Origin of the sequence: Arthrobacter sp. RAF14, assembly GCF_052114185.1 — a bacterium.
Classification (GTDB): domain Bacteria; phylum Actinomycetota; class Actinomycetes; order Actinomycetales; family Micrococcaceae; genus Arthrobacter_E.
The window spans coordinates 44,739-68,635 of sequence record NZ_JBFREG010000008.1 but is presented as its reverse complement, the minus strand read 5'-3'; the positions used below and the strand labels follow the sequence as shown (position 1 = coordinate 68,635).

Below are 23,897 nucleotides of genomic sequence, written 5' to 3'. Positions count from 1 at the left end.
GGAATCCACTCGCACCTCCTCCGTCGTCCGGGAGGACCAGATGCCGCCCGGCGCTCAGCGGGAATCGGAGCCGCGCCGCACCGCGGGCGTGCTCTCCTCCGCCCATCTCCTGACCACCCTGGGCACTTGTGCCCTGGTGTTCCTCGCCGCGTTCGAAGCCATGGCCGTCACCACGATCATGCCGCTCGTCGCCCGTGACCTGGACGGCAGCGCCCTCTACGCCCTCGCCTTCGCGGGACCGCTCGCCAGCGGCGTGATCGGGATGGTGCTGGCGGGCGCCTGGACCGACCGGCGCGGCCCGGCCCTCCCGCTGTTCGCGTCCGTGGCGGTTTTCGCGCTCGGTCTGCTGGTGGCCGGTCTGGCCGGATCCATGCCGGTCTTCCTGGCCGGACGCCTCATCCAGGGGCTCGGCGGCGGCGCCATCAACGTGGTCCTCTACGTCCTGGTGGCCCGCGCGTACCCCGCCGCGCTGCACCCCAAGATCTTCGCCGCGTTCTCGGCGGCCTGGGTGGTGCCGTCCATGGTCGGGCCGTTCGGGGCGGGGCTCGTGGCGCAGTACATCAGCTGGCACTGGGTGTTCCTGGGCGTGGTGTTCCTGGTGGTGCCGGCGTTGCTTCTGCTGCTGCCCGCGCTGCGGCGACTGGCCGCCCAGCCCGCGCACGACGACGCCGGCCCGGCACCCGCCGGCACGGCCTCCGGCGCTGGGGCGGGGGACGCCGTCGTCGGGCAGGTGCCGGAGGGAACCGCGGCGGGTGGCGCCGAGCACGGTTCCCGGCGATCCACGGGCCGGCGCCTGGCGATGGCCTCCGTGGTGGCCGTGGCCGTGCTGGGGCTGAACCTCTCGGTGGAGACCGGTCCGTGGGCGGCGCCGGTGGCGGTGCTCGCGGCGGCCCTGGCCCTGTTCGCGGTGCGAAGGCTTCTGCCCGCAGGTGTCCTGCTCGGGCGGCGGGGGCTGCCGTCGGTGATCCTGGTGAAGTTCCTGATCGCCGCCGCGTTCTTCGGCGCCGAGGTGTACGTCCCGTACCTGCTCATGGACCGGCACCACTTCGAACCGGCCACCGCCGGGCTGGCCCTGACGCTCTCGGCGGTGGCGTGGTCGGTGGGCTCCGCGATCCAGGGCCGGCTGTCCACCGGGCTCTCGAATGCGGGCGCGGTGCGGCTGGGTGCGGCGTCTCTGGCGCTGTCCATCCTGATCGTGCTCACCGCGACGCTGGGCGACCTGCCGCCGGCCGTCGTCATCGTGGGCTGGATCCTGGCCGGTGGCGGCATGGGCCTCATGAGCCCGCGGCTGAGCGTCATGGTGCTGGCCTATTCGGCCCCGGGCGACCAGGGTTTCAACGGTTCCGCGGCGAACGTCGCGGATTCCGTGGGCGCCGCGCTGTCCCTGGCCGCGACGGGCCTGGTGTTCCATCTGCTCGGAGCGGGTGGGGCGTTCCTGGGGGTCTTCGCGCTGACGGCGTGCGTGGCGCTGGTGTCCGTGGCGTGCGCGGGGCGGGTCCGGGTGGAGGGGCGGTGAGTCTCAGCCCGCCGTGACCGGAACCGGGGCGATGCGCGGCTTGAGCAGGCAGAACTCGTTGCCCTCCGGATCGGCGAGGACGTGCCAGGGCTCGTCGCCCGTCTGGCCGATGTCCGCGGGCCGTGCGCCAAGGGCGCGGAGCCGTTCGAGTTCGGCCTCCTGTTCCTGGTCCGTGGCGTTGAGGTCGATGTGGAGCCGGGACTTCCCGGGCTCGGGCTGCTCGCGGTAGCTGAAGAACAGGGTGGGCTGGGACCCGCCGAAGCCGTCCCGCGCGCCGATCTCCACCGAGCCGTCGTCTTCGCGGCCCAGGACCACGAAGTCCAGAACCTGGCACCAGAAGTCGGCCAGGACCTCGGGTTCGCGGCAACCGAAGACGAGTTCACTGATGCGGCAGGCCATGGGGTGTCCTCCTGTCTGAAATGCGCGGATGTGCTCTCAGCCTAGGCGGGGCGGGTCCGTTCCGGAACCCTTGGAGCCTCCCGCCGCCGTGCACTCAGCTGAGCCGCCGACGTCGGCCATCCGCTGCCGCCGCGTGTTTCCCCGCCAGTGTGGACGGTCCCCGCCGCCACAGCGCGGGGGAATGTCCGGAAGGGCGGGGAAAGGCGGTCTGGCACTCGGGAAACCGCCCCGGCGTCGGCCCTCAACCCGCCCCGCCTGTGCACTCGTGTTCGGTTGACTGAACGGCGTTCACGGGACATTGGCAGGGGGCTCGGCCAGGCGCTCAAATAGGAGCTGTGCCATCTGCCGCCCCCTCCTCCCACCACGGTGTTTTCAGCCCTCCGTACGCCCTGACCAGCCTGGGTCTGCTGGCCCTGGTGGTGTTCAACGCCTTCGAGTCGATGGCGGTCACCACGGTCATGCCGGTGGCGGCCCAGGAGCTCGGCGGACAGCAGCTGTACGCCCTGGCGTTCGCGGGGCCGATGGCCGCCAGCGTGATCGGAATGGTTCTCGCGGGCAGCTGGTCCGACCGTCGCGGCCCGGTCGGCGCCATCTACGCCTCCGTGGCCCTCTTCACCCTCGGTCTGGTCATCGCGGGCACGGCCCCCACCATGGAGCTGCTGGTCCTGGGCCGCATCGTGCAGGGCTTCGCGGGCGGCGCCAATGGTGTGGCCCTCACGGTCCTGGTGGGCAAGGCGTACCCCGCCGATCTGCATGCCCGCATGTTCGCCGCCTTCGCCGCGGCCTGGATCCTGCCCTCCATCCTCGGCCCATACATCGGCGGCCTGGTGGCGCAGGTGGCGAGCTGGCACTGGGTCTTCCTGGGGGTGCTCATCCTGGTGGTCCCGTCCCTCCTCGGACTGGTTCCGGCGCTCCGGCGGATCAGCAGGGACCAGGAGCACGCCGCGCCCAACCGCGCGGGTCCTTACCCCTGGGGACGGCTCCTGTGGGCGGTGCTGGCCGCGCTGAGCGTGATGGGCCTGAACTTCAGCAGCGAGGTGCCGGTCGTAGGGTGGGTGCTCGCACTGGCCATGGCCGCGATCTGCGTCCTGGCGATCCGCCCGCTGATCCCGCGCGGGACGCTGTCCGCGCAGCGCGGGCTGCCGAGCGTGGTCCTGACCCGCGCCATCGGCTCCGCCGCGTTCTTCGGCACCGAGGTGTACCTGCCGAAGGTCCTGTACGAGGTCTACCGTTTCGAGCCCTCCTTCGCGGGCCTCGCCCTGACCTGCAGCGCGGTCTCCTGGGGCATCAGCTCCGGGATCCAGGGACGGCTGGGCGCCACCCGCCTGCCCCACCACCGCGCCGTGCGGATCGGCTCGGCCATGGTGGCCGCCGTCGTCGTGGGGATCTTCCTGGTGATCCTTTTCCAGGGCCTGGCCTGGGCGCTGATCGCGGTGTGGCTGTTCGGCGGGGCAGGCATGGGACTCATGTTCCCGCGCCTGAGTGTCATGGTGCTGGCGCTCTCACGGCCGGGCGAACAGGGGTTCAACAGCTCCGCCTTGGCGATGGCCGATTCGCTGGGGAACGCCCTCTGCGTGGCCGTCTCCGGCTTGGTGTTCGCGGCGCTTGCCGGGTCGGGCCACGCCTATGCCGGGGTGTTCGCCGTGGCGGCCGTCTGCGGGGCGGCGATGCTGCTGATCGCACCGCGCACACGGGCACTGGTAGACTAGTACGTCTGGCCTGTGCGATTCAGCGCAAGAGCCACGCTGCCTGAGGACTTTCTTCCCTATGACTTCTTTTTCTTCCCTTGGCGTGCCAGCCGCGATCACTTCCGCGCTGGCCTCCCTGGACATCACCGAACCCTTCCCCATCCAGGTCAAGACCCTGCCGGACACGCTGGCCGGCCGGGACGTCCTGGGCCGTGGCCAGACCGGCTCCGGCAAGACGCTGGCCTTCGCCATCCCGCTGGTGACCCGCCTCGCCGCTTCCGGTGAGGAGAACGACGGCGCGGGCCGCCGTCGTGCGTCCGGAACCCGCAAGCCGCGCGGCCTGGTGCTGGCCCCCACGCGTGAGCTGGCCACGCAGATCGACCGCACGGTCGCTCCCCTCGCCGAGGCCCTGGGCCTGCGCACCACCGTGATCTACGGTGGCGTGTCCCAGGCCCGCCAGGAGAAGGCGCTCGCGGCCGGCGTGGACATCGTCATCGCCTGCCCCGGCCGCCTGGAAGACCTCATGAAGCAGGGCGTCGTCTCCCTGAACGAGGTCTCCATCAGCGTCCTGGACGAGGCCGACCACATGGCCGACCTCGGCTTCCTCCCCGTGGTGCGCCGCATCCTGGACACCACCCCGGCCGGCGGCCAGCGTCTGCTGTTCTCCGCCACGCTGGACAACGGTGTGGACAAGCTGGTCAACCGCTACATGCAGAAGCCGGTCACGCACTCCGTGGACGCGCCCCAGGCCGCCGTGACCACCATGGAGCACCACGTGTTCCTGGCGAAGGACAAGGACGCCAAGAAGCTCCTCATCAACGACCTGGCCTCCGGCGCGGGCAAGCGCGTGCTGTTCACCCGGACCAAGCACGCCGCCAAGAAGCTGGCCAAGGTGCTGACCGCCAACGGCATCCCCGCCGTCGACCTGCACGGCAACCTGTCCCAGAACGCCCGTGACCGCAACCTGGCCGAGTTCTCCTCGGGCGAGGTGCGTGTCCTGGTGGCCACCGACGTCGCCGCCCGTGGTGTGCACGTCGACGAGGTCGAACTCGTGATCCACGTCGATCCGCCCGCGGAGCACAAGGCGTACCTGCACCGTTCCGGCCGCACCGCCCGCGCCGGCGCCGAGGGCACCGTGGTGACCCTGGTCCTGCCGGAGGAGCGCTCCGAGGTGCAGAAGCTCCTCCGCGCCGCCGGGGTGAAGGCTCCGTTCACGCCCGCAGCGCCCGGTTCCCGCGAGATCCTGGACTTCGTGGGCGAGCAGGCCGAGGCCGTGGACCCCGCTTCCCGTGCCGCGGTGCAGGCCGCCAAGGCCCCGCAGCAGGGTGGCGGCAAGTCCACCGGCGCCAACGCTCAGCGCAAGCGCGCCCGCCGCGGTGGTCAGGGTGCGGGTCAGGGCCCCAAGGCTTCCGGCCAGGGCGGCGAGGCTTCCCAGGGCAAGTCCGCATCGGGCGACGCCGGCCGTGGCCGCCGTCGTGACGGCGCCGCGCCGCGTGGCGAGCGCACCGCTTCCGGCGCCCGCGGGGATCGCACCCCGGCCCGTGGCGACCGTCCCGCCCGGGACCGTTCCGCCGCTCCGCGCGGTGGCAGCGCCCCGGTCTGGTCCTCCACCACGGGTGGAACCTCCGGTGGCGCGTACGACGCCGGTGCCCGCTCGGGTGCCCGCGGCGGCTCGGCCGCCGGTCGCCCGGCCCGCAGCGGTCCGCGCCGCGCGTCCGCTCCGGCGTCGAACGCCCGCCGGGGACGCTGAGCCCTTCCCGCCTTAATCATCGACTGTCCCCACAGGCTCTCAACCCTCGCAAGCTCGGGTCGGGTCCCTCGCCTGTGGGGACAGTCGATGGTGTTTAAGGTGGGCGTTTAAGCGCCCGCTACCAGCCCCGGGTCTCCCACTCGGACAGGTGCGGGCGTTCGGCCCCGAGCGTCGTGGGGGCGCCGTGGCCCGGGTGCACCACGGTGTCATCCGGGTAGACGTCGAAGAGGCGCTCGGTCACGTCGTTCAGGAGCGACGTGAAGCGGGCCGGGTCCTTGTCCGTGTTCCCGACGCCGCCGGGGAAGAGGGAATCCCCGCTGAAGATGTGTGCCGGGCCGGCGGGGTCCTGATACACGTAGGCGATCGAGCCGGGTGTGTGGCCGCGCAGATGCACCGCGGTGAGGGCGAAGCCGTCGAAGCCGCTCACGTCGCCGTGCCCGAGCGTCACCTGCACCGGAACGGGCAGCGACGCGGCGTCGTCGGCACCTGCTGCTGTAGGGGCGCCGGTGGCCTCGACCAGGCCGGGGAGCGCGCGCACGTGGTCCCAGTGCTGATGGGTGGTGGCGATCAGCTTCAGCTGGGGCGTGCCTTCGGTGTCCGCGGCGGACTCGGCGAGGAGTGCCTGGATGGCCGGCAGATCATCCGCCGCGTCGATCAGCACCTGGGCGCCGGAGGATCGGGAGGTCAGCAGGTACACGTTGTTGTCCATCCCGCCCACAGAGATGCGCCGGATGGTGAGGTCCTGCAGCGAGTGCATGAGTGAGTCCATGCGCCCACTCTACGGAACTGCCTGCGGAGCGGCGTCCTGCTGGCGCCGTCACGAAAGGACGGCTCAGGCGTCTGCGGGATCCGCGGGGTCCAGGGACACGATCGCCACGAATCCTCGGCCCAGCAGCTCGGGGCTCGAAGCGTCCGAGCCGACCACGGTGTCGTACCGGCCCAGTTCCACGGGGTCACCGGAGCCGGTGCCCGCGTCCTCGCCGGCCCCCTCGGTCACGGACGCCTTGCCCTCGAGGAGGATGGCGAGCTGGCCCTCGAACACCGGATGCGCGCGTTTCTTGGACAGCTCCAGGATGGACAGGTATCCCTTGTACGCGCCGCGCCGGGCGATCACGTTGAGGTCCCGGATGTCGCCGGTGGGGAGTTTGGACGAGGAGGCGGCATCACCGGAGAAGCGGAAAGGCCGGTACTTCTCCATGGCGTGCTCCGCGCCGTCGACGGTCAGCACCAGCAGTTCGCCGTCGATCACCGAGATGACGCGTTCCATGCCGGGGAACGCGGAGAAGTCCCCGGCCTTGCCCACTTCGGCGATGCTGACGCGCCAGTCCCAGGAACCGTCCTGGGAAGCTTCGCGCGGGTGACGGGCGATCTCCCGGGTGACACCGCCGCCATTGCGCCAGGGCTCGGGGCGGATGTTCGAAAAGCGGATGATCTCCATGGGTTCCTCTCGTCCCGACCAGCCTAGTACGCCGTCAGGACGCGGGAGAGGCGGCCGTCGGGTGAGCCGGGAAGAAGTGACATCTTAGGGCCCGGCAGCGTGCTCTTGGTACCGTCTGAGGTGACAATCCACGGGGAGGACCAGTAGATGTTCGTGAAAGTGTGCGGCTTGAGCACGCCCGAATCGGTGCGCGCCGCCGTCGAGGCCGGTGCGCAGGCCGTCGGTTTCGTGCTCACCCCGAGCCCCCGCGAAGTCAGCCCGGAGCAGGTGCGGGCGCTGCTGGCCGAGGTCCCCGCCGAAGTCGCCGCCGTGGGCGTGTTCCGCCACGAGGACGCCGGCCAGGCTGCCGCTTTGGCCGAGGAGGCCGGGCTCAGCTGGATCCAGCTGCACGGTGAACGGACTCCCCAGGAGGTGGACGAGCTGCAGGAGAAGGGCTTCTCCGTGATCCGCGCCGTGCGGATGGATGACCCGGACCGCGTCTTCGCCGACTGGGGCGAGGAGCTGCTCCTGGTGGACGCCTCCGTCCCGGGTTCCGGCGAATCGTGGGACTACGCCTCCGTGCGCGAACGCGGCCTGGACAGCCGCCGCAGGCTGCTGGCCGGAGGGCTCGACGCCGGCAACGTCGCCGCCGCCGCGGAGACCGCCGCGGCCTGGGGAGTGGACGTCTCCTCCGGCGTCGAGAGCTCCCGTGGTGTCAAGGACGTCGACAAGATCCGCGCCTTCGTGGCCGCCGCACTGGCAGGCTGACCTCCCCCCCAACGTTGCGTGCTCAGTTGTTGCGGGTGTTCCGCGGAAACATCCGCGACAACTGAGCACACAAGGCAGGCCCGAGAGCTCGATCAGCTCAGCTGGTGCCGTGGGCTGTTCGGATTCATGATCGAGTTCTTCCGGCCGTAGGCGAAGTAGATGACCAGGCCGATGATGAGCCAGATCCCGAAACGCAGCCAGGTCTCCCAGTGCAGCTGCGAGATGAGGAACAGCGAGGCCGCCACGCCGATCAGCGGCACCACCGGCATGAAGGGCAGCCGGAACTCACGCGGCGCCTCGGGCCGGGTGTACCGGAACGAGATCACGGAGATGCACACCACCACGAACGCGGCCAGGATGCCGATGTTGGTGAGGTCTGCGACCTGCCGGATCGGGAGCACACCGGCCAGGACCGCTGAGCCGATGCCGGCGATCCAGGTGACGCGCTGCGGGGTGCCGCCGTGGTCGACCTTGGAGAACCACTTGGGCAGCAGGCCGTCGCGGCTCATGGAGAACCAGACGCGGGTGACGCCCAGGAGGAAGGTCAGCATCACGGTCAGGATGGACAGCACGGCGAAGGCGGAGATGATCGTGGCGATCACCGGCAGCCCCACATTGCTGAAGGCCGAACCGAAGCCGGCCTTGGGGTCGATGTCCTTGTAGTTCTGCATGCCGGTCAGGACCAGGGTGGCCAGGATGTACAGCACCATGGCGATCACCAGGGAGAGGATGATGGCCTTGGGCATGTGCTTCTTGCCGTCCTTGGCCTCCTCCGCCGCGGTGCTCATGGCGTCGTAGCCGAACACCGCGAAGAACACCGTGGCCGCGCCCGTGAAGACCGGGCCGAAGCCGCTGGGCATGAACGGGTTGTAGTTGTTCGTGTTCACGAAGAACACCCCGAGGCCGATGATGAAGAGGATCAGGACCACCTTGATGCCCACGGCGATCAGCTCGAAGCGGCCGAAGGTCTTGGTGCCACGGCTCAGAATCCAGGTGACCAGCAGACACACCAGGATGGCGGGGAGGTTGATCCAGCCACCCTTGCCCTCATCGAAGGTGGAGGTCAGTTCCACGGGCAGTTGCATGCCCAGCCCGGCCAGGAAGAAGTTGAGATAGCCGGAGATGCCGATGGCCACCACGGCCACGATCGCCACGTACTCCAGCAGCAGGTCCCAGCCGATGAACCAGCCGATCAGCTCACCGAGCGCCACATAGCCGTAGGTGTACGCGGAGCCGGCTTTCGGGATCATGCCCGCGAATTCGGCGTAGGAGAGGGCCGCGGCCGCGGAGGCCAGGCCCGCGATGAGGAAGGAGATGAGCACGGCGGGCCCCACCCCCGGCGTCGAGTCGTCGCCGTGGGCCACGAGCCCCGCGAGCGAGAAGATGCCGACGCCGATGATGCCGCCCACGCCGATCGCGGTGAGCTGCCAGAGTCCGAGGGAGCGGAAGAGCCCTCCTTCGGCGACCTCCTCATCCATGTCCTCGATGGGCTTTCGCCTCAGGACCGAGAACGGGTTCGCTGTCTTTGCCATGCCAGACCTCATTTCTCCTGGGTCGTGGTCCGCGCCGGAACGCGGGCCCTCCCTCGAACTATGCGCCTCGATCCGAGGCGCGGGCAATCCCCTGTCCCGCCCTGTCTCCGGAACGCGGGTGCGGTGAGCGCCGGAAGATCAGGGGTTCATTCAGGGGGAACCCTGGGGGATTCTGCCAGTCATTGTTGGCAGACTGAAGTCATGAAGGCTCTTCTTAACATCATCTGGCTCGTCTTCGGCGGGCTGTGGCTGGCGATCGGCTACTTCGCGGCGGGCGTGCTCTGCTGCCTCCTGATCGTGACCATCCCCTGGGGCATCGCCTCCTTCCGGGTGGGCGCGTATGCGCTCTGGCCCTTCGGCCGGACCGTGGTCGAGAAGCCCGGCGGGAGCAACGGCTTCGCGTTGATCGGCAACGTCATCTGGTTCCTGGTGGCAGGGCTGTGGCTCGCGATCGGGCATGTGCTGACCGCCATCCCCATGTTCGTCAGCATCATCGGCATCCCGCTGGGCATCGCGAATCTGAAGCTCATCCCGGTGTCCCTGATGCCGCTGGGCAAGGAGATCGTCCCCACGGACCGGCCGTTCGCCGCGAACTACCGCTGAGCCCCCGTTCCTGAGCGCCGGCGCCGGAGCACCCGCCCCGGACCGCCGGCCGGGCGTTCCGGCGCTTAACACTGGCGATATGCCCTCAGGAGTTGAGTGGAATCCATCCACTGACTTCTGGAGGCAGACATGTTCACTGTTCGACGACGCCGGGCCACCGCCCTGGCGATTTTCAGCGCCGCGCTGCTGGCGGCCTGCTCCGCCGCTCCCGTCCTTCCGCGCCCCGGCGGCGGGTCCGGCGTCGCCGTCGCGGTCGGCTCCGGTGGACAGCCGGACGCCGGGGACGGGGCGATCCCGCTCGGCCGGCCGCTCAGTCTGGACAGCGAGGAGCCTGCGATCACCCGGCTGCGTCCGGAGCTGCGCAACGCGCTGCGGGAGGCGGCGCTCCAGGCCGGTTCGGACGGGGTGAGCGTGGCCGTGAGCAGCGGCTGGCGCAGCCGGAAACTCCAGTCTCAGCTGCTGGCCGACGCCACCCGGAAGTACCACTCGCAGGAGGAGGCCGCCCGGTGGGTGGCGACCCCGGAGACCTCGCCGCATGTGAACGGTGACGCCGTGGACATCGCGGGGGAGGACGCCATGAGCTGGTTGTCCCAGAACGGGGCCCGCTTCGGCCTGTGCCAGATCTACTCGAACGAGCGCTGGCACTACGAGTACCGCGCCTCCGCCCTGAGCGGGAGCTGCCCGCTGATGTACCAGGATCCCACCGAGGACCCGAGGATGAAGCGTTGAGCGTGCGCCGTGGCCTGCAGCCCGTGATGGCTAGACTCTGAGCATGCGGATCCTGATCGTCGAGGACGAGCCGTACCTGGCCGATTCCATGGCCGAGGGGCTCCGCCGGGAGGCCTTCTCGGTGGATGTGGCGTACGACGGCGGGACGGCCATGGACCTTCTGGCCGTGAACGATTACGACGCCGTCGTGCTGGACCGGGATGTGCCCGCCCCGAGCGGTGACGAGATCGCCCGCTGGATGGTCGCGGAGGGCCTCCCCGCACGGCTCATCATGGTCACGGCGGCCGACCGTCTGGATGACAAGGTCAGCGGGTTCGAGGCGGGCGTGGACGATTACCTGCCCAAACCCTTCATGCTCAAGGAACTCGCGCTGCGGCTCAGGGCGCTCCTCCGGCGGCCGGGCGCGGTGCGTCCTCCGGTCCTGGAAAGTGCCGGCGTGCGCCTGGACCCCTTCCGGCGCGAGGTGAGCCGGGATGGGTTGCCGGTGGCCCTGACCCGGAAACAGTTCGCGGTCCTGGAACTTCTGATGCAGGCCGACGGCGGCGTGATCAGCGCCGAGGAACTCCTGGAGAAGGCGTGGGATGAGAACGCCGATCCCTTCACGAACACCGTGCGGATCACGATCTCCTCCTTGCGCAAGAAACTCGGCGAGCCGGGGCTGATCCACACCCTGGTCGGCGTGGGATACCGCTTCGGCGAGTCCGACGCCGAGGGCGCTGGCCCTGGGGCCGTGGGCGCCGAAGGGACGCTGTCATGACCCCGGCGACTCCGCGGTCCTGGACCACGGGCACCGGCCCTCAGGCGCCCCGCCGCCGTGGTCTGGGACTCCGGATGAAGCTCACGCTGAGCTACGCGGCGTTCCTGTTCGTCTCCGGCACGGGATTCTTCGCCTTGGTCCTGCTCCTGTTGCGGTATCTCCCGGCGGGTCTCCTGGTGACCGTCGACGGCGGGTTCGCCCCGAGCCGCCGGGACCTCATGGACGCGCTGCTGCCCAAGGCTGCGCTGGGGCTCCTGTTCTTCGCAGTGGTGGGCCTGGTGGGCGGCTGGCTGCTGGCCGGTGCGATGCTCAAACCGATCGGACGCATCCACGAGGTCGCCCTGGCCGTGCAGCATGGCGAGGTGGACCGCCGGATCCGGCTGGAGGGGAAGACCGACGAGCTCCGGGAGCTGGCGGATTCCGTGGACCTCATGTTGGATCGGCTGGCGGCCATGCTGGAGGAGCAGCGCCGGTTCGCGGCCAACGCCTCCCACGAACTGAGAACCCCTCACGCCGTGATGGGCGGCATGCTGGAGCTCGCCGAGTCCGATCCCCATGCCGTGGACGTCCCGCACCTGCTGCGCCGTCTGCGGGAGGTCAACACCCGGGCCACCGGCACGGTGGAGGCGCTTCTGGCCCTGACCCGGGCGGAAGGCGCGCGGCTCCGCCCGGAACCGTGTGATCTGGCGGAGCTGGCGGAAGAGGCGTTCGGAGCCCAGCGTGACGATCTGGCGGCCCGCGGGATCACGGTGCTGGCGGAATACGACGGGGCCCCGGTGGAGGGCGACAGGATCCTGCTGGCCCAGCTGGTGGGCAATCTCGTGCGGAACGCCGTGGTGCACAATCTGGCGGACGGCGGGGAGCTGTTCCTCCGCACCGGGGAGCAGCCCGGTTCGGGTGGGGCGTTCCTGGAGCTTGAGAACCCGGGTGAGGAGCTGAGCCCGGAGCTGCTGGGCCGTCTGACGGAGCCGTTCGTGCAGGGCCGGGGGCGGCAGGCCGGGCCCGGCAAGGGGTCCGGGCTGGGCCTCGCCATCGTGTCCGCCATCGCTCAGGCTCATGGGGCCGTGCTGGACATGACCGCTCGGCCGGGCGGCGGCCTGCGCGTCCGCGTGACCTTCCCGCCTGCGCCCTGAGCTGCGAGCCCTGAACTGCGAGCCCTGAGCCGGTTCACACGGGCCGGAACGCCCCGTCGCTGAAATGCGCGGCCACGCGGCTGGCGTCGAGCTCCGCGGCCAGGTCCACATCGGATCCGAATCCGCGCAGCACCAGCTCCCGCCCACTGGCACTCTCGGCCAGCTCGGCAGGCAGCTCCTTCCGGAACGCCTCGAAGACCGCGACGGCGGCCCGTGCTTCCGGGGACAGCTGCTCCCGGGTGCGGCCCGGCGCCGATCGCAGCAGCGCCGAGAGCACGGCGCCCGCACCGAGCTGGTCCTCCACGGCAGGCCGCAGAGCGCCGCCGGGCCAGCGTTCCCCGGCCGCGATCACCACGAGAACCGCGGACGGCGGCAGATGGCGGGCCAGCCACTCCGCCGTCGCGCTCGCGTTGCGGAGCGTGCCCGCCAGCAATTCCGGGACGCGGCCCGCGAGGTGATCGGAGATGGCGGAGCCGTTCGGCGAGGGCAGCACGAGTTCGCGGCCCGGGTGCGCGGCGGCGTGGGCGCGGATCGAGGTGGGGGACAGGCTCAGGCGGCTGAGGCTGCGCGGCCCCGCGAGCAGGGCGCCGCGCCGGTCTGCGAGCCGTGCGGCGGCGTCGTGCAGTTCGCCGTCACCGGGTGCCGCGCGGAACGGCAGGACCGCGAGCCCCGCTTCGACGCCGACCGACACCGCGGTGGAGAAGGACAGCGTGTCCACCACGACGGCGGCCCCGGCGCCCGGGAGGACCGCCTGGGCGCCGCGGAGCCCCCATTCGAGGCGGACCGTGAAGGGCAGCTGACGATGTGCGGCGTGCATCAGAGAGTCCTCGTCCGCCGGAAGGCCTCGAGCTCGCCATGGAGGTTGCCGCGTGCGGCCTCCAGCCAGAGCTCCCGGGCCAGGGGGCTGTGGAAGAGCGGATCCAGGGCGAGCAGCTGCTCCACGACGGCGGCGCGCCCCCGGGCGAAGTCCGCATCGCTCACGTGGGCGTAGTCGGCCCGGACGGCCGTGAGGTAACGGGCGTAGCGCGGTGCGGGCCAGGCGAGGACCGAGAGGTCGGCGTCGCAGAGCAGCTGGCCGGCGAGGTCATCCGGGGCGGGGTCGTGGCGCGTGGTGAGACGGACCAGGCGGGCCGTCTCGGCGGCCTCGGAGGTGGGCAGTGCGGTGAGACCGCGCTCGGCCAGGAGCGCCGAGTCCTCCTCGTCCTGTCCGGGAATCCCGCGGTAGACGGCGTCGTGGAACCAGGCGGCCAGCAGGAGCGGCCGGTGCTGTTCGGGCGGGAGACCGGAACCGGGCAGCAGCAGATCCAGGGCTTCGAGGACGTTGAGCAGATGGACGCGCGAGTGGTAGTTCCGGTGCGGTTCGCCCCAGCGGAGCAGCAGGTCCTCGCCGAGCCCGGGGTCCTGGGGGAGCAGCCGGGTCCAGCGTTCCCGGAGGGCGGGAAGGAGTTTCGACGGGCGCTCGCGGGCCGGGATGCGCAGCCCGCTCGCGGTGAGTCGGCGGACCAGCTCCTTGCCGCCCACGGGGGTGGCGCCGGCGGCCACCAGGCGCTCGAAGTGACGCTGGGCGACGTCGTAGTGGTCGCCGTCGAACGCCCGATCCGGGATTCCCGCGGCGGCTGCGAAGCCGTGCAGTTCCTCGAGCGAGGTGTCCGACACCAGGTGGGAGAACACCGTGCCGTGGGCTGGCCAGAGGGGCGGGTCGATCAGCACGGTCATGCTCGAATCCTATGCCTGGGAACGTCCCGGCCGAGGCCGGAAACAGCCTGTGGATAACTTGACTCTCAAAGTTGAGTTAAGTAGACTCAAGTTAGATGCGTTGACGGGAGTCACTCGGTAGCGCTTTGATGAAGAGTAGAACCCCAAACCGTGGTCCAGAGTGTGCTGAAAGGAGCCTTTTTTGGACGTCAAGTTCACCACCAAGAGCCAGGAGGCGCTGTCCGCAGCGGCTATGAATGCCTCCACCGCGGGAAATCCGCAGATCGAGCCCGCGCATCTCCTCAAGGCCCTCATGGACCAGCGGGAAAGCGTGGCCGTCGCCCTCCTCAAGGCCGCCGGCGTGGATCCGGATGCCGTGAGCGTCCAGGCCAGTGCCGCCATCAAGGCCCTGCCGTCCACCTCCGGGGACTCCGTGGCCCAGGCCCAGCTCTCCCGCTCCGCGCTTCAGGCCGTCCAGGCCGCGCAGAGCGAGGCGGAGAAGATGGGGGACAGCTATGTCTCCACCGAGCACCTGCTGCTGGGCCTCGCAGCCGGGAACGACGCCGTCGCGCGCCTTCTGCGGGACGCCGGCGCCGGAACCCAGGCGCTCCTCGCCGCCCTGCCGGGCGTGCGCGGTGACCGCAAGGTGGACGGGCCGGACCCGGAGAACACCTTCCAGGCGCTGGAGAAGTACGGCACGGACATGACCGCCGTGGCCCGCTCCGGCAAGCTGGACCCCGTGATCGGCCGCGACTCGGAGATTCGCCGTGTCATCCAGGTCCTCTCCCGCCGCACCAAGAACAACCCGGTGCTGATCGGCGAGCCCGGCGTCGGCAAGACCGCCGTGGTCGAAGGTCTCGCCCAGCGCATGGTGGCCGGGGACGTCCCGGAGAGCCTGCGCGGCAAGACCCTGATCTCCCTGGACCTCGGGTCCATGGTGGCGGGCGCCAAGTACCGCGGCGAATTCGAGGAACGCCTCAAGGCCGTCCTGGAGGAGATCAAGAGCTCGGACGGGCAGATCGTCACGTTCATCGACGAGATCCACACGGTGGTCGGAGCCGGTGCGAGCGGCGAGGGCGCCATGGACGCGGGCAATATGCTCAAGCCCATGCTGGCCCGTGGCGAGCTGCGCCTCATCGGCGCCACCACGCTGGACGAGTACCGCGAGAACATCGAGAAGGACCCGGCGCTCGAACGCCGCTTCCAGCAGGTCTACGTGGGCGAACCGAGTGTGGATGACACCATCGGCATCCTCCGTGGCCTGAAGGAGCGCTACGAGGCCCACCACAAGGTCGCCATCGCGGACTCCGCGCTCGTGGCCGCCGCGAACCTGTCGAACCGGTACATCTCCGGCCGTCAGCTCCCGGACAAGGCCATCGACCTGGTGGACGAGGCCGCAAGCCGCCTGCGCATGGAGATCGACTCCGCTCCGGAGGAGATCGACCAGCTGCGCCGCGCCGTGGACCGCCTCACCATGGAGGAACTGGCCCTGGCGGACGAGACCGACCCGGCCTCCGTGGAGCGGCTCGCCGCGCTGCGCGCCGATATGGCGGACCGCAAAGAGGAGCTCGCCGCACTCAACGCGCGGTGGGAGGCCGAGAAGGCCGGACTGAACCGCGTGGGTGATCTCAAGGCCAAGCTGGACGAGCTGCGTTCCATCGCGGACAAGGCCCAGCGTGAGGGCGACCTCGCCGAGGCCTCCCGCATCCTCTACGGCGAGATCCCGAACCTGGAGCGCGAACTGACCGCCGCGGCTGAGGCCGAGGCGGAGCTGGGTGAGAAGCCCGCCGCCATGGTGGCCGACGAGGTCACGGCGGAGGACATCGCCGAGGTGATCGAGGCGTGGACCGGCATTCCCGCCGGGCGCATGCTCCAGGGCGAGAGCCAGAAGCTCCTGCAGATGGAGGAGTTCCTCGGAGAGCGTCTGATCGGTCAGAAGAAGGCCGTGGCGGCCGTCTCGGACGCCGTGCGGCGTGCCCGGGCCGGCATCAGCGACCCGAACCGCCCCACCGGCTCCTTCCTGTTCCTCGGCCCCACCGGCGTGGGCAAGACGGAACTGGCGAAGTCCCTGGCGGACTTCCTCTTCGATGACGAACGGGCCATGGTCCGGATCGACATGAGCGAGTACTCGGAGAAGCACTCGGTCTCCCGCCTGGTCGGCGCCCCTCCCGGGTATGTCGGCTACGAGGAGGGCGGCCAGCTGACGGAGGCCGTGCGCCGTCGTCCGTACTCCGTGGTCCTGCTGGACGAGGTGGAGAAGGCTCACCCCGAGGTCTTCGACATCCTGCTCCAGGTGCTCGACGACGGCCGCCTCACCGACGGCCAGGGCCGCACGGTGGACTTCCGCAACGTCATCCTGGTGCTGACGTCCAACCTCGGCAGCCAGTTCCTGGTGGACCCGAACCTGGACGACCAGACGAAGAAGACCGCCGTGATGGACGTGGTCCGTTCCGCATTCAAGCCGGAGTTCCTGAACCGTCTGGACGACGTCATCATGTTCGAGCCGCTCTCCGTGGAGCAGCTCAACGACATCGTGGAGATCCAGGTGAAGGATCTGGCCAAGCGACTGCGTGACCGGCGCCTGACCCTCGAGGTCAGCGACGGCGCCCGCGCCTGGCTGGCCATGACCGGCTACGATCCCGCCTTCGGCGCCCGGCCGCTGCGCCGCCTGGTGCAGAAGGAGATCGGCGACCGGCTGGCCCGGGCCATCCTCAGCGGCGAGATCGCCGACGGGGACACCGTGCTGGTGGACACCAGCGAGGATCTGGGCGAGCTGAGCGTGACCCGCAAGTAGCCCGGTCCGCCGGAGACGACGAAGGGCCGCACCCTGGGGTGCGGCCCTTCGTCGTGCCTGGGAGCGTCCTGCTGGCGGGGCGAGGTCACCGGGCGGTGGCCATGCCCCTCGCGGTCACTTGATCAGGCTCTTGGTGAGCGTGTTGCCGTCGTCCGAGAACACGATGCAGTCCACGCGGCGGTCTCCGGCATCCCAGCTCTTCTGGCTCGGGTACGCGAAGCGCTGGCGCAGGTTCAGGGCATCCACCTCGCTGGAGAGGCTGGCGGTGCGGCACAGCTCGCGGCCCTTGGTCTTGAAGGTGTCCACGCCCGGGAACGCCTCGTCCTGCTGGTAGTAGTAGACGTTGACGAGCTGCGCCGAGTGGGATTCGCCGCAGTCCACGACCACCAGGCGCGAGTTGCTGTTGTCCGGGTAGCCCCAGAAGCACTGGCCCTTCTTGGCGTCCAGGGCGCTGATGGTCTCCGCGTCCGACGGTGCGGTGGCGCTGCTCTGACCCGGAGCCGGAGTGGTCCTGCCGTTGGACGTCGCCGGCGGGGCGGCCGGATCGGCCTTGGGCGTCATGCCGCCGACCACCAGGTTGATCAGCCAGACCACCAGGAGGATCACGACGACGCCGCCGACCACTGCGCCGCCGATCACCAGGCCCTTGTTGCTCTTCTTCGCCGGGGGCTGCTGGGCGGGATAGCCGCCCGGGTAGCCGGTGGGTGCGCCGTAGGCCGGGCCGTTCTGCTGCGCGTTGTCCGGCTGGCCGCCGTACGTGTTGGTGCCGGGGTTGTACGACGCCGGGCCCTGGGGCGCGCCGCCGGACGGGTTTCCGGGAGCGCCGGAGGCACCCGGTGCGCCGTAGCCGGGCTGCTGCGGATAAGCCTGGGCGGGCTGCTGGGGCTGCTGCGGGTAGCCCTGGGTGGGCTGCTGGGGCTGCTGGGGCTGCTGCGGGTAGCCCTGGGTGGGCTGGGGCTGGCCGGGCGCCGGCTGCCCGGCTCCTCCGGGCGTGACCCCGTGGGGCTGCTGCGAGGGCTGCGGCGGTAGCGGGGGGCGCCCGCCGTTCGCGGGGCCTGGCGCGGCTCCTGACTGCCCGGCGCCGTCGTCGTGCCCCTGCGTCGGTTCGCTCATAGCCAAACTCCCACCGTGTCGTCCGTCATGCCTTCTTCTGCCCGCACCAAAGGCCCGCTGGCCAGGCCTGTGGCCGCAGGGACGCGTGATGGCGCGGGGCGATGCTACTCATGACTCTACCCAAGCCGCACTCGCATGGCACTCCTGCCAGCCCGGAAACACGCGTCCCCAAGGGTCGCGGCCGCACGCGATAATGCGAAACCATGTAATCTAGAGGTACGAAACATTGACCAAACATTCCGGGGCCTCGCTACCTGCCAGGGCGACCACCTCCGGATCGACGTACAGAGGGGGTCACGCCATGGGGCGCGGCCGTCAAAAGGCTAAGGCAACCAAGCAGGCTCGGGACATCAAGTACTACTCCCCGAGCACTGACTATTCAGCACTGCAACGTGAGCTTGGCTCCGCCAATTCTCAGGTATCCAGTCGTCGTGGTTCTGCGGCGTCTTTCGAGTCGGACCCTCTTGAACCGGACTATTCGGAGTACGAGGACAAATACGCCGACGCGTTCGACGAGGAGGATGAGGCTGATACCCGCCGCATCAGTTGATGTGATGACGGGATGAGTCCCCTCCCCTGAAAGGCCCCGAGCCGGAGTGATCCGGCCGGGGCCTTCGTCGTGTCCGCGCTTCTGTCGTGGGCAGGCTGCCCGATCGACAGGTTCATAGGATGTCGTTTTCACCCGGAAGCCGGGGATCTCAGCATCCTATGGAGCAGTCGATGGGAGCGCGGACAGGGGCAGGCGTCCTGGCCCTGAGTGGACCGCTCCGCCCTAGTTCCCCTTGGTCGCGGCGAACAGGCGACGGAGCGTGAAGAAGCAGCCCAGGGCGCCGAAGAGCAGGGCCATGAGGAAATCGCCGGAGTAGGTCTTGAAGAAGTCGGGGTTCGTCGCCAGATTGTCCGCGAGGAGCGTCCACGGCTCCGGATCGAAGACCATCGCCAGGGGGGATCCGCCCAGGACGTCGACGGCGTCGAGCCAGACTCCGCCGATGAAGGCGAGAATCGCTGTGACCCCCGTGATGCCTGCGATGACCCACGCTCCGGTGCGGCTCAGGTGGCCCCTGGTGCCGGTGACGTAGAGCCGTGCGGCCAGGGTGGCGACGCCGAACGTGACGATCGACGCGATCACGTTCACCTTCCAGAGCAGCATCCAGGCGATGATCCCGAGCGGCACGACGGCCAGCGCGAACAGGGCTCCCCGTCCGACGTCTTCGCCGGGCGCCGGCTGCGGAGGCGCCGCGGCGGCCCGCTGCTGCTCATTGGCCTCCGGATGCCAGGCGGGCACCTCCGCAGACGAACGGATGCCGTACTGGGGCTGTCCCCAGGAGGTGTTCTCCCGGGGATCGCCTTCGGGCTGTGGCAGGCCGGAGGCGGCGGTGTTCTCGGTCAAGGTTTCCCCCAAGGATGTCGATGCGAAGTGAGGTGTGGACACATTCTGGCACGGGGAGTGTCACGCCGTGCGACACCGTGCTGCGGGACTCGCTGAAGTATCGGGGGCACCGGACGGGGAGTCCGAGACCCGGGTCCGCTGAGCCACCTTTAACGATCGACTGCTCCGTAGATGTCGTTTTGAGAGTTCAAAACGACATCTACGGAGCAGTCGACGCTGAGGGGAGTCGGCGAGTCGGCGCGAGGAGGGGAGGGTCAGGCGTACTGGCCCACCAGGCGGACCGCGCCGCCGTCGACGCCCTTGGCGCCCTGGACGTAGTCCGCGGTGCCGGTGAAGGCGCCGGTGTCCTCAGCCACCGTGCCCATGACCCACGACGGCAGGCCACGCTCGTTCAGGCGCGCGACGGCCGCGTCGGCGGCTTCGGGGGACGCGATCGCCACCATGCCCACGCCGAGGTTGAGCGTGCGCTCCAGATCGGCCAGCGGGACGTTGCCCAGCTCGGAGACCAGCTTGAAGATGGCCGGCAGCTCCCAGGTGTTGCGGTCCACGGTGGCGAGCAGGCCCTGCGGCAGCACGCGGGCCAGGTTCGCGGCCAGGCCGCCACCGGTGACGTGGCTGAAGCCGTTGATGCCCTTGCCGGAGTTCACCGGGAAGGCGCGGGTCAGGTCGAGGCAGTCGGCGGCGTACACGCGGGTGGGCTCCAGGAGCTCCTCGCCCAGGGTGCGGCCGAGTTCGGACACCTGGCGGTCCAGTTCCCATCCGGCGTGGTTGATGACGCGGCGGACCAGGGAGTACCCGTTGGAGTGCAGGCCGGAGGAGGCCATGCCGATCACCACGTCGCCCGCCTTGACCCGCTCGGGGCCGAGCAGTGCATCGGCTTCGACCACACCGGTGGCCGCGCCGGCGACGTCGTACTCATGCTCGCCCAGCAGGCCCGGGTGCTCGGCCGTCTCGCCGCCCACCAGGGCGGTGCCGGCCACGGAGCAGGCCGCGGCGATGCCGCGGACGATGTCCGCGATGCGCTCCGGGACCACCTTGCCGCAGGCGATGTAGTCGGTCATGTAGAGGGGCTCGGCGCCGACCACCACGATGTCGTCCACCACCATGCCGACCAGGTCGAAGCCGATGGTGTCATGGATGTCCATGGCCTGGGCGATCGCGACCTTGGTGCCGACGCCGTCCGTGGACGTGGCGAGCAGCGGCTTGCGGTAGGTGAGCAGACGGGAGACGTCGAAGAGACCGGCGAAGCCGCCCACGCCGCCCAGGACGGAGGAGTTGTGGGTCGCCTTGACGGCGTCCTTCATCAGTTCGACGGCGCGGTCGCCGGCTTCCACGTCGACACCGGCGGAGGCGTAGGTGATGCCGTTCTCGGCGGGGGAGGAGCTCATGGCTGCCTTTCTGGTGGGCGCGGCTTAGGAAGCGGGGCGCTTGTCTGCGTCGGTCAGGAAGTTCTCGAACTCGGAGTCGGGGCCCGGATCGCATCCGGTGGCGCCTGCGACGACCTCGCCCGTGGGGGCCACCTGCGGCTCCTCGGACGGCTCGGCCGTGGGGTCGGGGACCACTTGGGTCTCCGCCGCGGACTCGTCCTCGCGTTCCAGCAGGTTCTTGCCGAGCAGCTCCGGATCCGGCAGCGCGATCGGGTAGCGGCCCGTGAAGCAGGCGGTGCAGAGGCGCTCGCGCGGCTGGTGGGTCGCGGCGATCATGCCGTCCTCGGAGATGTACGCGAGGGAATCGGCGCCGATCGCCTTGGAGATCTCCTCGATGGAGGCCCCGGAGGCGATGAGCTCGGCGCGGGACGCGAAGTCGATGCCGTAGAAGCACGGCCACTGCACGGGCGGCGAGGAGATCTTGACGTGGACCTCCTTGGCGCCGGCCTCGCGCAGCATGCGCACGATGGCGCGCTGCGTGTTGCCGCGCACGATCGAATCGTCCACCACCACGACGCGCTTGCCGCGGATCACGGACTCGAGGGCGTTGAGCTTGAGGCGGATGCCCAGCTGGCGCAGCGTCTGGGACGGCTGGATGAACGTGCGGCCCACGTAGGAGTTCTTGACGAAGCCGTGCGCGAACGGGATGCCGGATTCCTCGGCGTAGCCGACGGCGGCGGGGGTGCCGGATTCCGGAACGGGGATGACGATGTCCGCCTCATGCGTGTTCTCGCGGGCCAGCTGGCGGCCCATCTCCACACGGGATTCGTAGACGGAACGGCCGGCGATCGAAGCATCGGGGCGGGCCAGGTAGACGTATTCGAACACGCAGCCGGCCGGGGTGGCCTCGGCGAAACGCTGGGTGCGGACGCCGTTCTCATCGATGGCCAGGAATTCGCCGGGCTCGATCTCACGGATGAAGCTCGCGCCCACGGTGGCCAGGGCGGACTGCTCGGAGGCCACCACCCAGCCGCGCTCCAGGCGGCCGAGCACCAGCGGGCGGATGCCGTAGGTGTCACGTGCGGCGTAGAGGGTTCCTTCGTCCATGAAGACGAAGCAGAAGCCGCCCTTGATCTTGGGCAGCAGCTCCAGTGCGGTCTGCTCCAGGGTCTTGCCGTTGTCACCCTCCAGCAGGGCGGTCACCAGAGCGGTGTCCGAGGTGTTGCCCTGCTTCATCTCGCCGCTGAGCTGGCCGCCGGTGCGGTCCATGATCATCTGACGGAGTTCGGCGGTGTTGGTCAGGTTGCCGTTGTGGGCCAGGGCCACGGTGCCGTTGGCGGTGGCGCCCAGGGTCGGCTGGGCGTTGGCCCAGTGGCTCGCACCCGTGGTGGAGTACCGGCAGTGCCCCACGGCGAGGTGACCCGTGAGGGTGTTCAGGGTGGTCTCGTCGAACACCTGGGACACCAGTCCCATGTCCTTGTAGACGTTGATGCGTTGCCCATCGCTGGTTGCAATGCCGGCGGACTCCTGTCCGCGGTGCTGCAGAGCGTAAAGGCCGTAGTAGGTCAGTTTTGCCACTTCTTCGCCCGGTGCCCAGACACCGAAGACGCCACAGGCGTCCTGCGGGCCTTTTTCGCCGGGAAGAAGATCGTGTGTGAGTTTTCCGTCGCCGCGTGCCACTGCTCAATTATCGCATGTCCGGCGGGAGGCGCCGCCCTGTGACGGGAACGACGACGGCGGCCGCCCGCCGTCGCGTCCGAGGCGCCGAGGGGGCGGGCCGGGGAAGGGGGCCGGCGCCTGCTCAGCCGCAGTTGAGCCGCAGCTCAGCGGGGGTTCAGGCGGAGGGTGCTCAGGCGTCCTCGTCCTGCTCGGCCTGGGCGGCGGCGCGGTTCTCCTCCGGCGACAGGGCCTGCACGGTGGCGATCCGGCTGCGCTTGCGGCCGATGCGGTCCAGGATCAGGGCCGCGATGGCGCCGAGCACGACGCCGACCCCGGCGAACAGGACGGCCAGGAACCCGAAGACCGTGCTGGGGTCATAGGACCGGGCCGGGTTGGAGAGCGACTGCGGGTTGGGGAACCCGAAAGCGGAGACGGCGGCGACGGCCAGGCCGATCAGACCGCCGAGCACCAGGAAGGGCACGTACTTCGGAGCGGTACGCACCGTGATCTGGCGCTGTTCGAACGTCGTTTCGCCGGTGGAGGCGGGGTCCTGCTGCATGCCTTCAAGGGTATCCCGGATCACTGGATGTTCCCTGCGAGCTTCCCGTGCCGGCCCGCAGGATGCCTCGCAGGGGCACCCGGCTCATGCGCGAACCGCCAGTAGATGCCGTTATGCGGTGGCGATACGGGCATCTACTGGCGGTTCGCGGGAGAGACGAGAGAAGAGGTCAGGAGCCCCGGTACGTGGAGAACGCGAACGGGCTCAGGAGGAGCGGCACGTGGTAGTGCTCGCCCGAGTCGGCCACGGCGAAGGTCAGCTCGACCTCCGGGAAGAAGGTCGACTGGCCCTGGCCGGCGTAGTAGGCGCCCGTGGCGAAGTTGAGCTTGTAGGTCCCGCCCGGAACGGCCTCGGGGCCGAGGTTCTTGATCCGGCCGTCGGCGTCGGTGACGCCGCGGGCGATCTCGTTCCACGCGCCGTCGCCGCCCGCGAAGAGGATCACGGGGACGTCCGCGGCCGGACGGCCGGAGCCGGTGTCCAGGATGTGGGTGGTGATCTGGGAAACGCTCATGCCTCCACGGCTCCTTCCAGGCGGAGCACGGCGATCTGGCGCAGTTGCTCGGTCACGATGATGTCTTCTTCCTCGGGGGTGTTGCCCAGGCGCACGTTCAGCGCGGCCAGGATCTCCTGGGCGCTGCGGCCTGCGGCGCGGATCAGGAAGACCCGGCCGAACTTCCGGTCGTAAGCGGCGTTGCCTTCGGCCAGGGCGTCCTGGACCTCGCGGTCATCAGGGTCGACGGCGGACTGTTCGTTGCGGGACAGCGAGGCCTCCTTGCTGTCCCCCTTCGCCCGCTCACCGATCCGGGGGTGGTGCGCCAGCGCGGATTCGAGTTCCTCCGCGGTGAACGGGTGCGCGACGGAACCGGCCGTCTCGCTCAGCTCTCCGACCGAGGCGTAGGGGCGCGCGTCCACCACGGCCTCGATCCAGCGCTGGATGTCCAGGCACGGTCGGACGACGGCGATGGCGTCCTCCCGTGACAGTGCGTTGAATGCGTCGAGCTTCATCTGTCCTCTGTCCTCTGCGTGGC

At 70.0% G+C, this 23,897-nt stretch carries 23 protein-coding genes; 10 read left to right on the top strand and 13 right to left on the bottom strand.

What is annotated here, in order from left to right; all coding sequences use genetic code 11:
* Window positions 1-40: 40 nt before the first annotated feature.
* Complete coding sequence (locus AB4Y75_RS15170; RefSeq protein WP_441436755.1) at window positions 41-1,516, top strand: MFS transporter; 1,476 nt, start codon at window positions 41-43, stop codon at window positions 1,514-1,516.
* Between the two features lie 3 nt (window positions 1,517-1,519).
* Here AB4Y75_RS15170 and AB4Y75_RS15165 read toward each other — a convergent pair whose 3' ends face one another.
* Window positions 1,520-1,915 (bottom strand): VOC family protein, encoded by a 396-nt coding sequence (locus AB4Y75_RS15165; RefSeq protein WP_441436714.1) that lies wholly within the window; start codon window positions 1,913-1,915, stop codon window positions 1,520-1,522.
* Between the two features lie 335 nt (window positions 1,916-2,250).
* On the opposite strand from AB4Y75_RS15165, the gene AB4Y75_RS15160 reads away from it, so the two are divergent.
* Window positions 2,251-3,624 (top strand): MFS transporter, encoded by a 1,374-nt coding sequence (locus tag AB4Y75_RS15160; RefSeq protein WP_441436713.1) that lies wholly within the window; start codon window positions 2,251-2,253, stop codon window positions 3,622-3,624.
* A gap of 58 nt (window positions 3,625-3,682) precedes the next feature.
* Window positions 3,683-5,353 carry a DEAD/DEAH box helicase gene (locus AB4Y75_RS15155; RefSeq protein WP_441436712.1) on the top strand — a complete coding sequence of 557 codons (1,671 nt, stop codon included), beginning with the start codon at window positions 3,683-3,685 and terminating at the stop codon, window positions 5,351-5,353.
* Window positions 5,354-5,471: 118 nt separating this feature from the next.
* Here the strand turns inward: AB4Y75_RS15155 and AB4Y75_RS15150 are convergent, their stop codons facing one another.
* A complete protein-coding gene (locus AB4Y75_RS15150; protein WP_441436711.1) occupies window positions 5,472-6,122 on the bottom strand; it encodes an MBL fold metallo-hydrolase in 651 nt (216 codons plus the stop codon).
* A 63-nt stretch (window positions 6,123-6,185) separates the two neighbouring features.
* Window positions 6,186-6,791, bottom strand: a complete 606-nt coding sequence (locus tag AB4Y75_RS15145; RefSeq protein WP_441436710.1) for a HutD/Ves family protein — start codon at window positions 6,789-6,791, stop codon at window positions 6,186-6,188.
* Window positions 6,792-6,938: 147 nt separating this feature from the next.
* On the opposite strand from AB4Y75_RS15145, the gene AB4Y75_RS15140 reads away from it, so the two are divergent.
* The gene (locus tag AB4Y75_RS15140) at window positions 6,939-7,538 is read left to right on the top strand and encodes a phosphoribosylanthranilate isomerase (RefSeq protein WP_441436709.1); all 600 of its coding nucleotides are present in this window, start codon (window positions 6,939-6,941) and stop codon (window positions 7,536-7,538) included.
* A 92-nt stretch (window positions 7,539-7,630) separates the two neighbouring features.
* Here AB4Y75_RS15140 and AB4Y75_RS15135 read toward each other — a convergent pair whose 3' ends face one another.
* Complete coding sequence (locus AB4Y75_RS15135) at window positions 7,631-9,070, bottom strand: amino acid permease (protein ID WP_441436708.1); 1,440 nt, start codon at window positions 9,068-9,070, stop codon at window positions 7,631-7,633.
* Between the two features lie 201 nt (window positions 9,071-9,271).
* Here AB4Y75_RS15135 and AB4Y75_RS15130 point away from each other — a divergent pair, with 201 nt between their 5' ends.
* The 4 genes from AB4Y75_RS15130 to AB4Y75_RS15115 all read left to right on the top strand — a co-directional run bounded on the left by AB4Y75_RS15130 (window position 9,272) and on the right by AB4Y75_RS15115 (window position 12,292).
* A complete protein-coding gene (locus tag AB4Y75_RS15130) occupies window positions 9,272-9,673 on the top strand; it encodes a YccF domain-containing protein (protein WP_441436707.1) in 402 nt (133 codons plus the stop codon).
* A gap of 129 nt (window positions 9,674-9,802) precedes the next feature.
* Complete coding sequence (locus tag AB4Y75_RS15125; RefSeq protein ID WP_441436706.1) at window positions 9,803-10,402, top strand: M15 family metallopeptidase; 600 nt, start codon at window positions 9,803-9,805, stop codon at window positions 10,400-10,402.
* A gap of 43 nt (window positions 10,403-10,445) precedes the next feature.
* Window positions 10,446-11,159, top strand: a complete 714-nt coding sequence (locus tag AB4Y75_RS15120; protein WP_441436705.1) for a response regulator transcription factor — start codon at window positions 10,446-10,448, stop codon at window positions 11,157-11,159.
* The gene (locus AB4Y75_RS15115; protein WP_441436704.1) at window positions 11,156-12,292 is read left to right on the top strand and encodes a sensor histidine kinase; all 1,137 of its coding nucleotides are present in this window, start codon (window positions 11,156-11,158) and stop codon (window positions 12,290-12,292) included. The genes AB4Y75_RS15120 and AB4Y75_RS15115 overlap by 4 nt, the downstream gene beginning before the upstream one ends.
* Window positions 12,293-12,326: 34 nt before the next feature.
* On the opposite strand, the gene AB4Y75_RS15110 is transcribed toward AB4Y75_RS15115, so the two are convergent.
* Window positions 12,327-13,109 carry a 2-phosphosulfolactate phosphatase gene (locus AB4Y75_RS15110; protein WP_441436703.1) on the bottom strand — a complete coding sequence of 261 codons (783 nt, stop codon included), beginning with the start codon at window positions 13,107-13,109 and terminating at the stop codon, window positions 12,327-12,329.
* Complete coding sequence (locus AB4Y75_RS15105; RefSeq protein ID WP_441436702.1) at window positions 13,109-14,008, bottom strand: DUF4031 domain-containing protein; 900 nt, start codon at window positions 14,006-14,008, stop codon at window positions 13,109-13,111. The genes AB4Y75_RS15110 and AB4Y75_RS15105 overlap by 1 nt, the downstream gene beginning before the upstream one ends.
* 181 nt (window positions 14,009-14,189) lie before the next feature.
* On the opposite strand from AB4Y75_RS15105, the gene clpB reads away from it, so the two are divergent.
* Complete coding sequence (clpB, locus tag AB4Y75_RS15100) at window positions 14,190-16,781, top strand: ATP-dependent chaperone ClpB (RefSeq protein ID WP_441436701.1); 2,592 nt, start codon at window positions 14,190-14,192, stop codon at window positions 16,779-16,781.
* 114 nt (window positions 16,782-16,895) lie between these two features.
* On the opposite strand, the gene AB4Y75_RS15095 is transcribed toward clpB, so the two are convergent.
* On the bottom strand, window positions 16,896-17,894 hold the full coding sequence (locus AB4Y75_RS15095) for a septum formation family protein (RefSeq protein WP_441436700.1): 999 nt from the start codon (window positions 17,892-17,894) through the stop codon (window positions 16,896-16,898).
* Between the two features lie 301 nt (window positions 17,895-18,195).
* Between AB4Y75_RS15095 and AB4Y75_RS15090 the strand changes: the two genes are divergently transcribed.
* A complete protein-coding gene (locus AB4Y75_RS15090; protein ID WP_441436699.1) occupies window positions 18,196-18,444 on the top strand; it encodes a DUF3073 domain-containing protein in 249 nt (82 codons plus the stop codon).
* Window positions 18,445-18,666: 222 nt separating this feature from the next.
* On the opposite strand, the gene AB4Y75_RS15085 is transcribed toward AB4Y75_RS15090, so the two are convergent.
* From AB4Y75_RS15085 to uraD, 6 genes are all read right to left on the bottom strand, one after another.
* Complete coding sequence (locus AB4Y75_RS15085; protein ID WP_441436698.1) at window positions 18,667-19,284, bottom strand: hypothetical protein; 618 nt, start codon at window positions 19,282-19,284, stop codon at window positions 18,667-18,669.
* A gap of 254 nt (window positions 19,285-19,538) precedes the next feature.
* Window positions 19,539-20,672, bottom strand: a complete 1,134-nt coding sequence (gene purM / locus AB4Y75_RS15080; RefSeq protein ID WP_441436697.1) for a phosphoribosylformylglycinamidine cyclo-ligase — start codon at window positions 20,670-20,672, stop codon at window positions 19,539-19,541.
* A gap of 24 nt (window positions 20,673-20,696) precedes the next feature.
* A complete protein-coding gene (gene purF / locus AB4Y75_RS15075; protein ID WP_441436696.1) occupies window positions 20,697-22,331 on the bottom strand; it encodes an amidophosphoribosyltransferase in 1,635 nt (544 codons plus the stop codon).
* Window positions 22,332-22,500: 169 nt separating this feature from the next.
* Complete coding sequence (locus AB4Y75_RS15070; RefSeq protein ID WP_441436695.1) at window positions 22,501-22,869, bottom strand: hypothetical protein; 369 nt, start codon at window positions 22,867-22,869, stop codon at window positions 22,501-22,503.
* 169 nt (window positions 22,870-23,038) lie between these two features.
* Window positions 23,039-23,380: a hydroxyisourate hydrolase gene (gene uraH / locus AB4Y75_RS15065; RefSeq protein WP_441436694.1), complete on the bottom strand. Its 342-nt coding sequence runs from the start codon at window positions 23,378-23,380 to the stop codon at window positions 23,039-23,041.
* On the bottom strand, window positions 23,377-23,874 hold the full coding sequence (uraD, locus tag AB4Y75_RS15060) for a 2-oxo-4-hydroxy-4-carboxy-5-ureidoimidazoline decarboxylase (RefSeq protein ID WP_441436693.1): 498 nt from the start codon (window positions 23,872-23,874) through the stop codon (window positions 23,377-23,379). The genes uraH and uraD overlap by 4 nt, the downstream gene beginning before the upstream one ends.
* Window positions 23,875-23,897: the final 23 nt, after the last annotated feature.

What these genes read in the sequence shown, in the direction of transcription:
- AB4Y75_RS15170 (WP_441436755.1), top strand. Translation starts at nt 41, where the DNA reads ATGCCGCCCGGCGCTCAGCGGGAATCGGAGCCGCGCCGCACCGCGGGC.
- AB4Y75_RS15165 (WP_441436714.1), bottom strand. Translation starts at nt 1,915, where the DNA reads ATGGCCTGCCGCATCAGTGAACTCGTCTTCGGTTGCCGCGAACCCGAG.
- AB4Y75_RS15155 (WP_441436712.1), top strand. Translation starts at nt 3,683, where the DNA reads ATGACTTCTTTTTCTTCCCTTGGCGTGCCAGCCGCGATCACTTCCGCG.
- AB4Y75_RS15150 (WP_441436711.1), bottom strand. Translation starts at nt 6,122, where the DNA reads ATGGACTCACTCATGCACTCGCTGCAGGACCTCACCATCCGGCGCATC.
- AB4Y75_RS15145 (WP_441436710.1), bottom strand. Translation starts at nt 6,791, where the DNA reads ATGGAGATCATCCGCTTTTCGAACATCCGCCCCGAGCCCTGGCGCAAT.
- AB4Y75_RS15140 (WP_441436709.1), top strand. Translation starts at nt 6,939, where the DNA reads ATGTTCGTGAAAGTGTGCGGCTTGAGCACGCCCGAATCGGTGCGCGCC.
- AB4Y75_RS15135 (WP_441436708.1), bottom strand. Translation starts at nt 9,070, where the DNA reads ATGGCAAAGACAGCGAACCCGTTCTCGGTCCTGAGGCGAAAGCCCATC.
- AB4Y75_RS15130 (WP_441436707.1), top strand. Translation starts at nt 9,272, where the DNA reads ATGAAGGCTCTTCTTAACATCATCTGGCTCGTCTTCGGCGGGCTGTGG.
- AB4Y75_RS15125 (WP_441436706.1), top strand. Translation starts at nt 9,803, where the DNA reads ATGTTCACTGTTCGACGACGCCGGGCCACCGCCCTGGCGATTTTCAGC.
- AB4Y75_RS15120 (WP_441436705.1), top strand. Translation starts at nt 10,446, where the DNA reads ATGCGGATCCTGATCGTCGAGGACGAGCCGTACCTGGCCGATTCCATG.
- AB4Y75_RS15115 (WP_441436704.1), top strand. Translation starts at nt 11,156, where the DNA reads ATGACCCCGGCGACTCCGCGGTCCTGGACCACGGGCACCGGCCCTCAG.
- AB4Y75_RS15110 (WP_441436703.1), bottom strand. Translation starts at nt 13,109, where the DNA reads ATGCACGCCGCACATCGTCAGCTGCCCTTCACGGTCCGCCTCGAATGG.
- AB4Y75_RS15105 (WP_441436702.1), bottom strand. Translation starts at nt 14,008, where the DNA reads ATGACCGTGCTGATCGACCCGCCCCTCTGGCCAGCCCACGGCACGGTG.
- AB4Y75_RS15095 (WP_441436700.1), bottom strand. Translation starts at nt 17,894, where the DNA reads ATGAGCGAACCGACGCAGGGGCACGACGACGGCGCCGGGCAGTCAGGA.
- AB4Y75_RS15090 (WP_441436699.1), top strand. Translation starts at nt 18,196, where the DNA reads ATGGGGCGCGGCCGTCAAAAGGCTAAGGCAACCAAGCAGGCTCGGGAC.
- purM (WP_441436697.1), bottom strand. Translation starts at nt 20,672, where the DNA reads ATGAGCTCCTCCCCCGCCGAGAACGGCATCACCTACGCCTCCGCCGGT.
- AB4Y75_RS15070 (WP_441436695.1), bottom strand. Translation starts at nt 22,869, where the DNA reads ATGCAGCAGGACCCCGCCTCCACCGGCGAAACGACGTTCGAACAGCGC.
- uraH (WP_441436694.1), bottom strand. Translation starts at nt 23,380, where the DNA reads ATGAGCGTTTCCCAGATCACCACCCACATCCTGGACACCGGCTCCGGC.
- uraD (WP_441436693.1), bottom strand. Translation starts at nt 23,874, where the DNA reads ATGAAGCTCGACGCATTCAACGCACTGTCACGGGAGGACGCCATCGCC.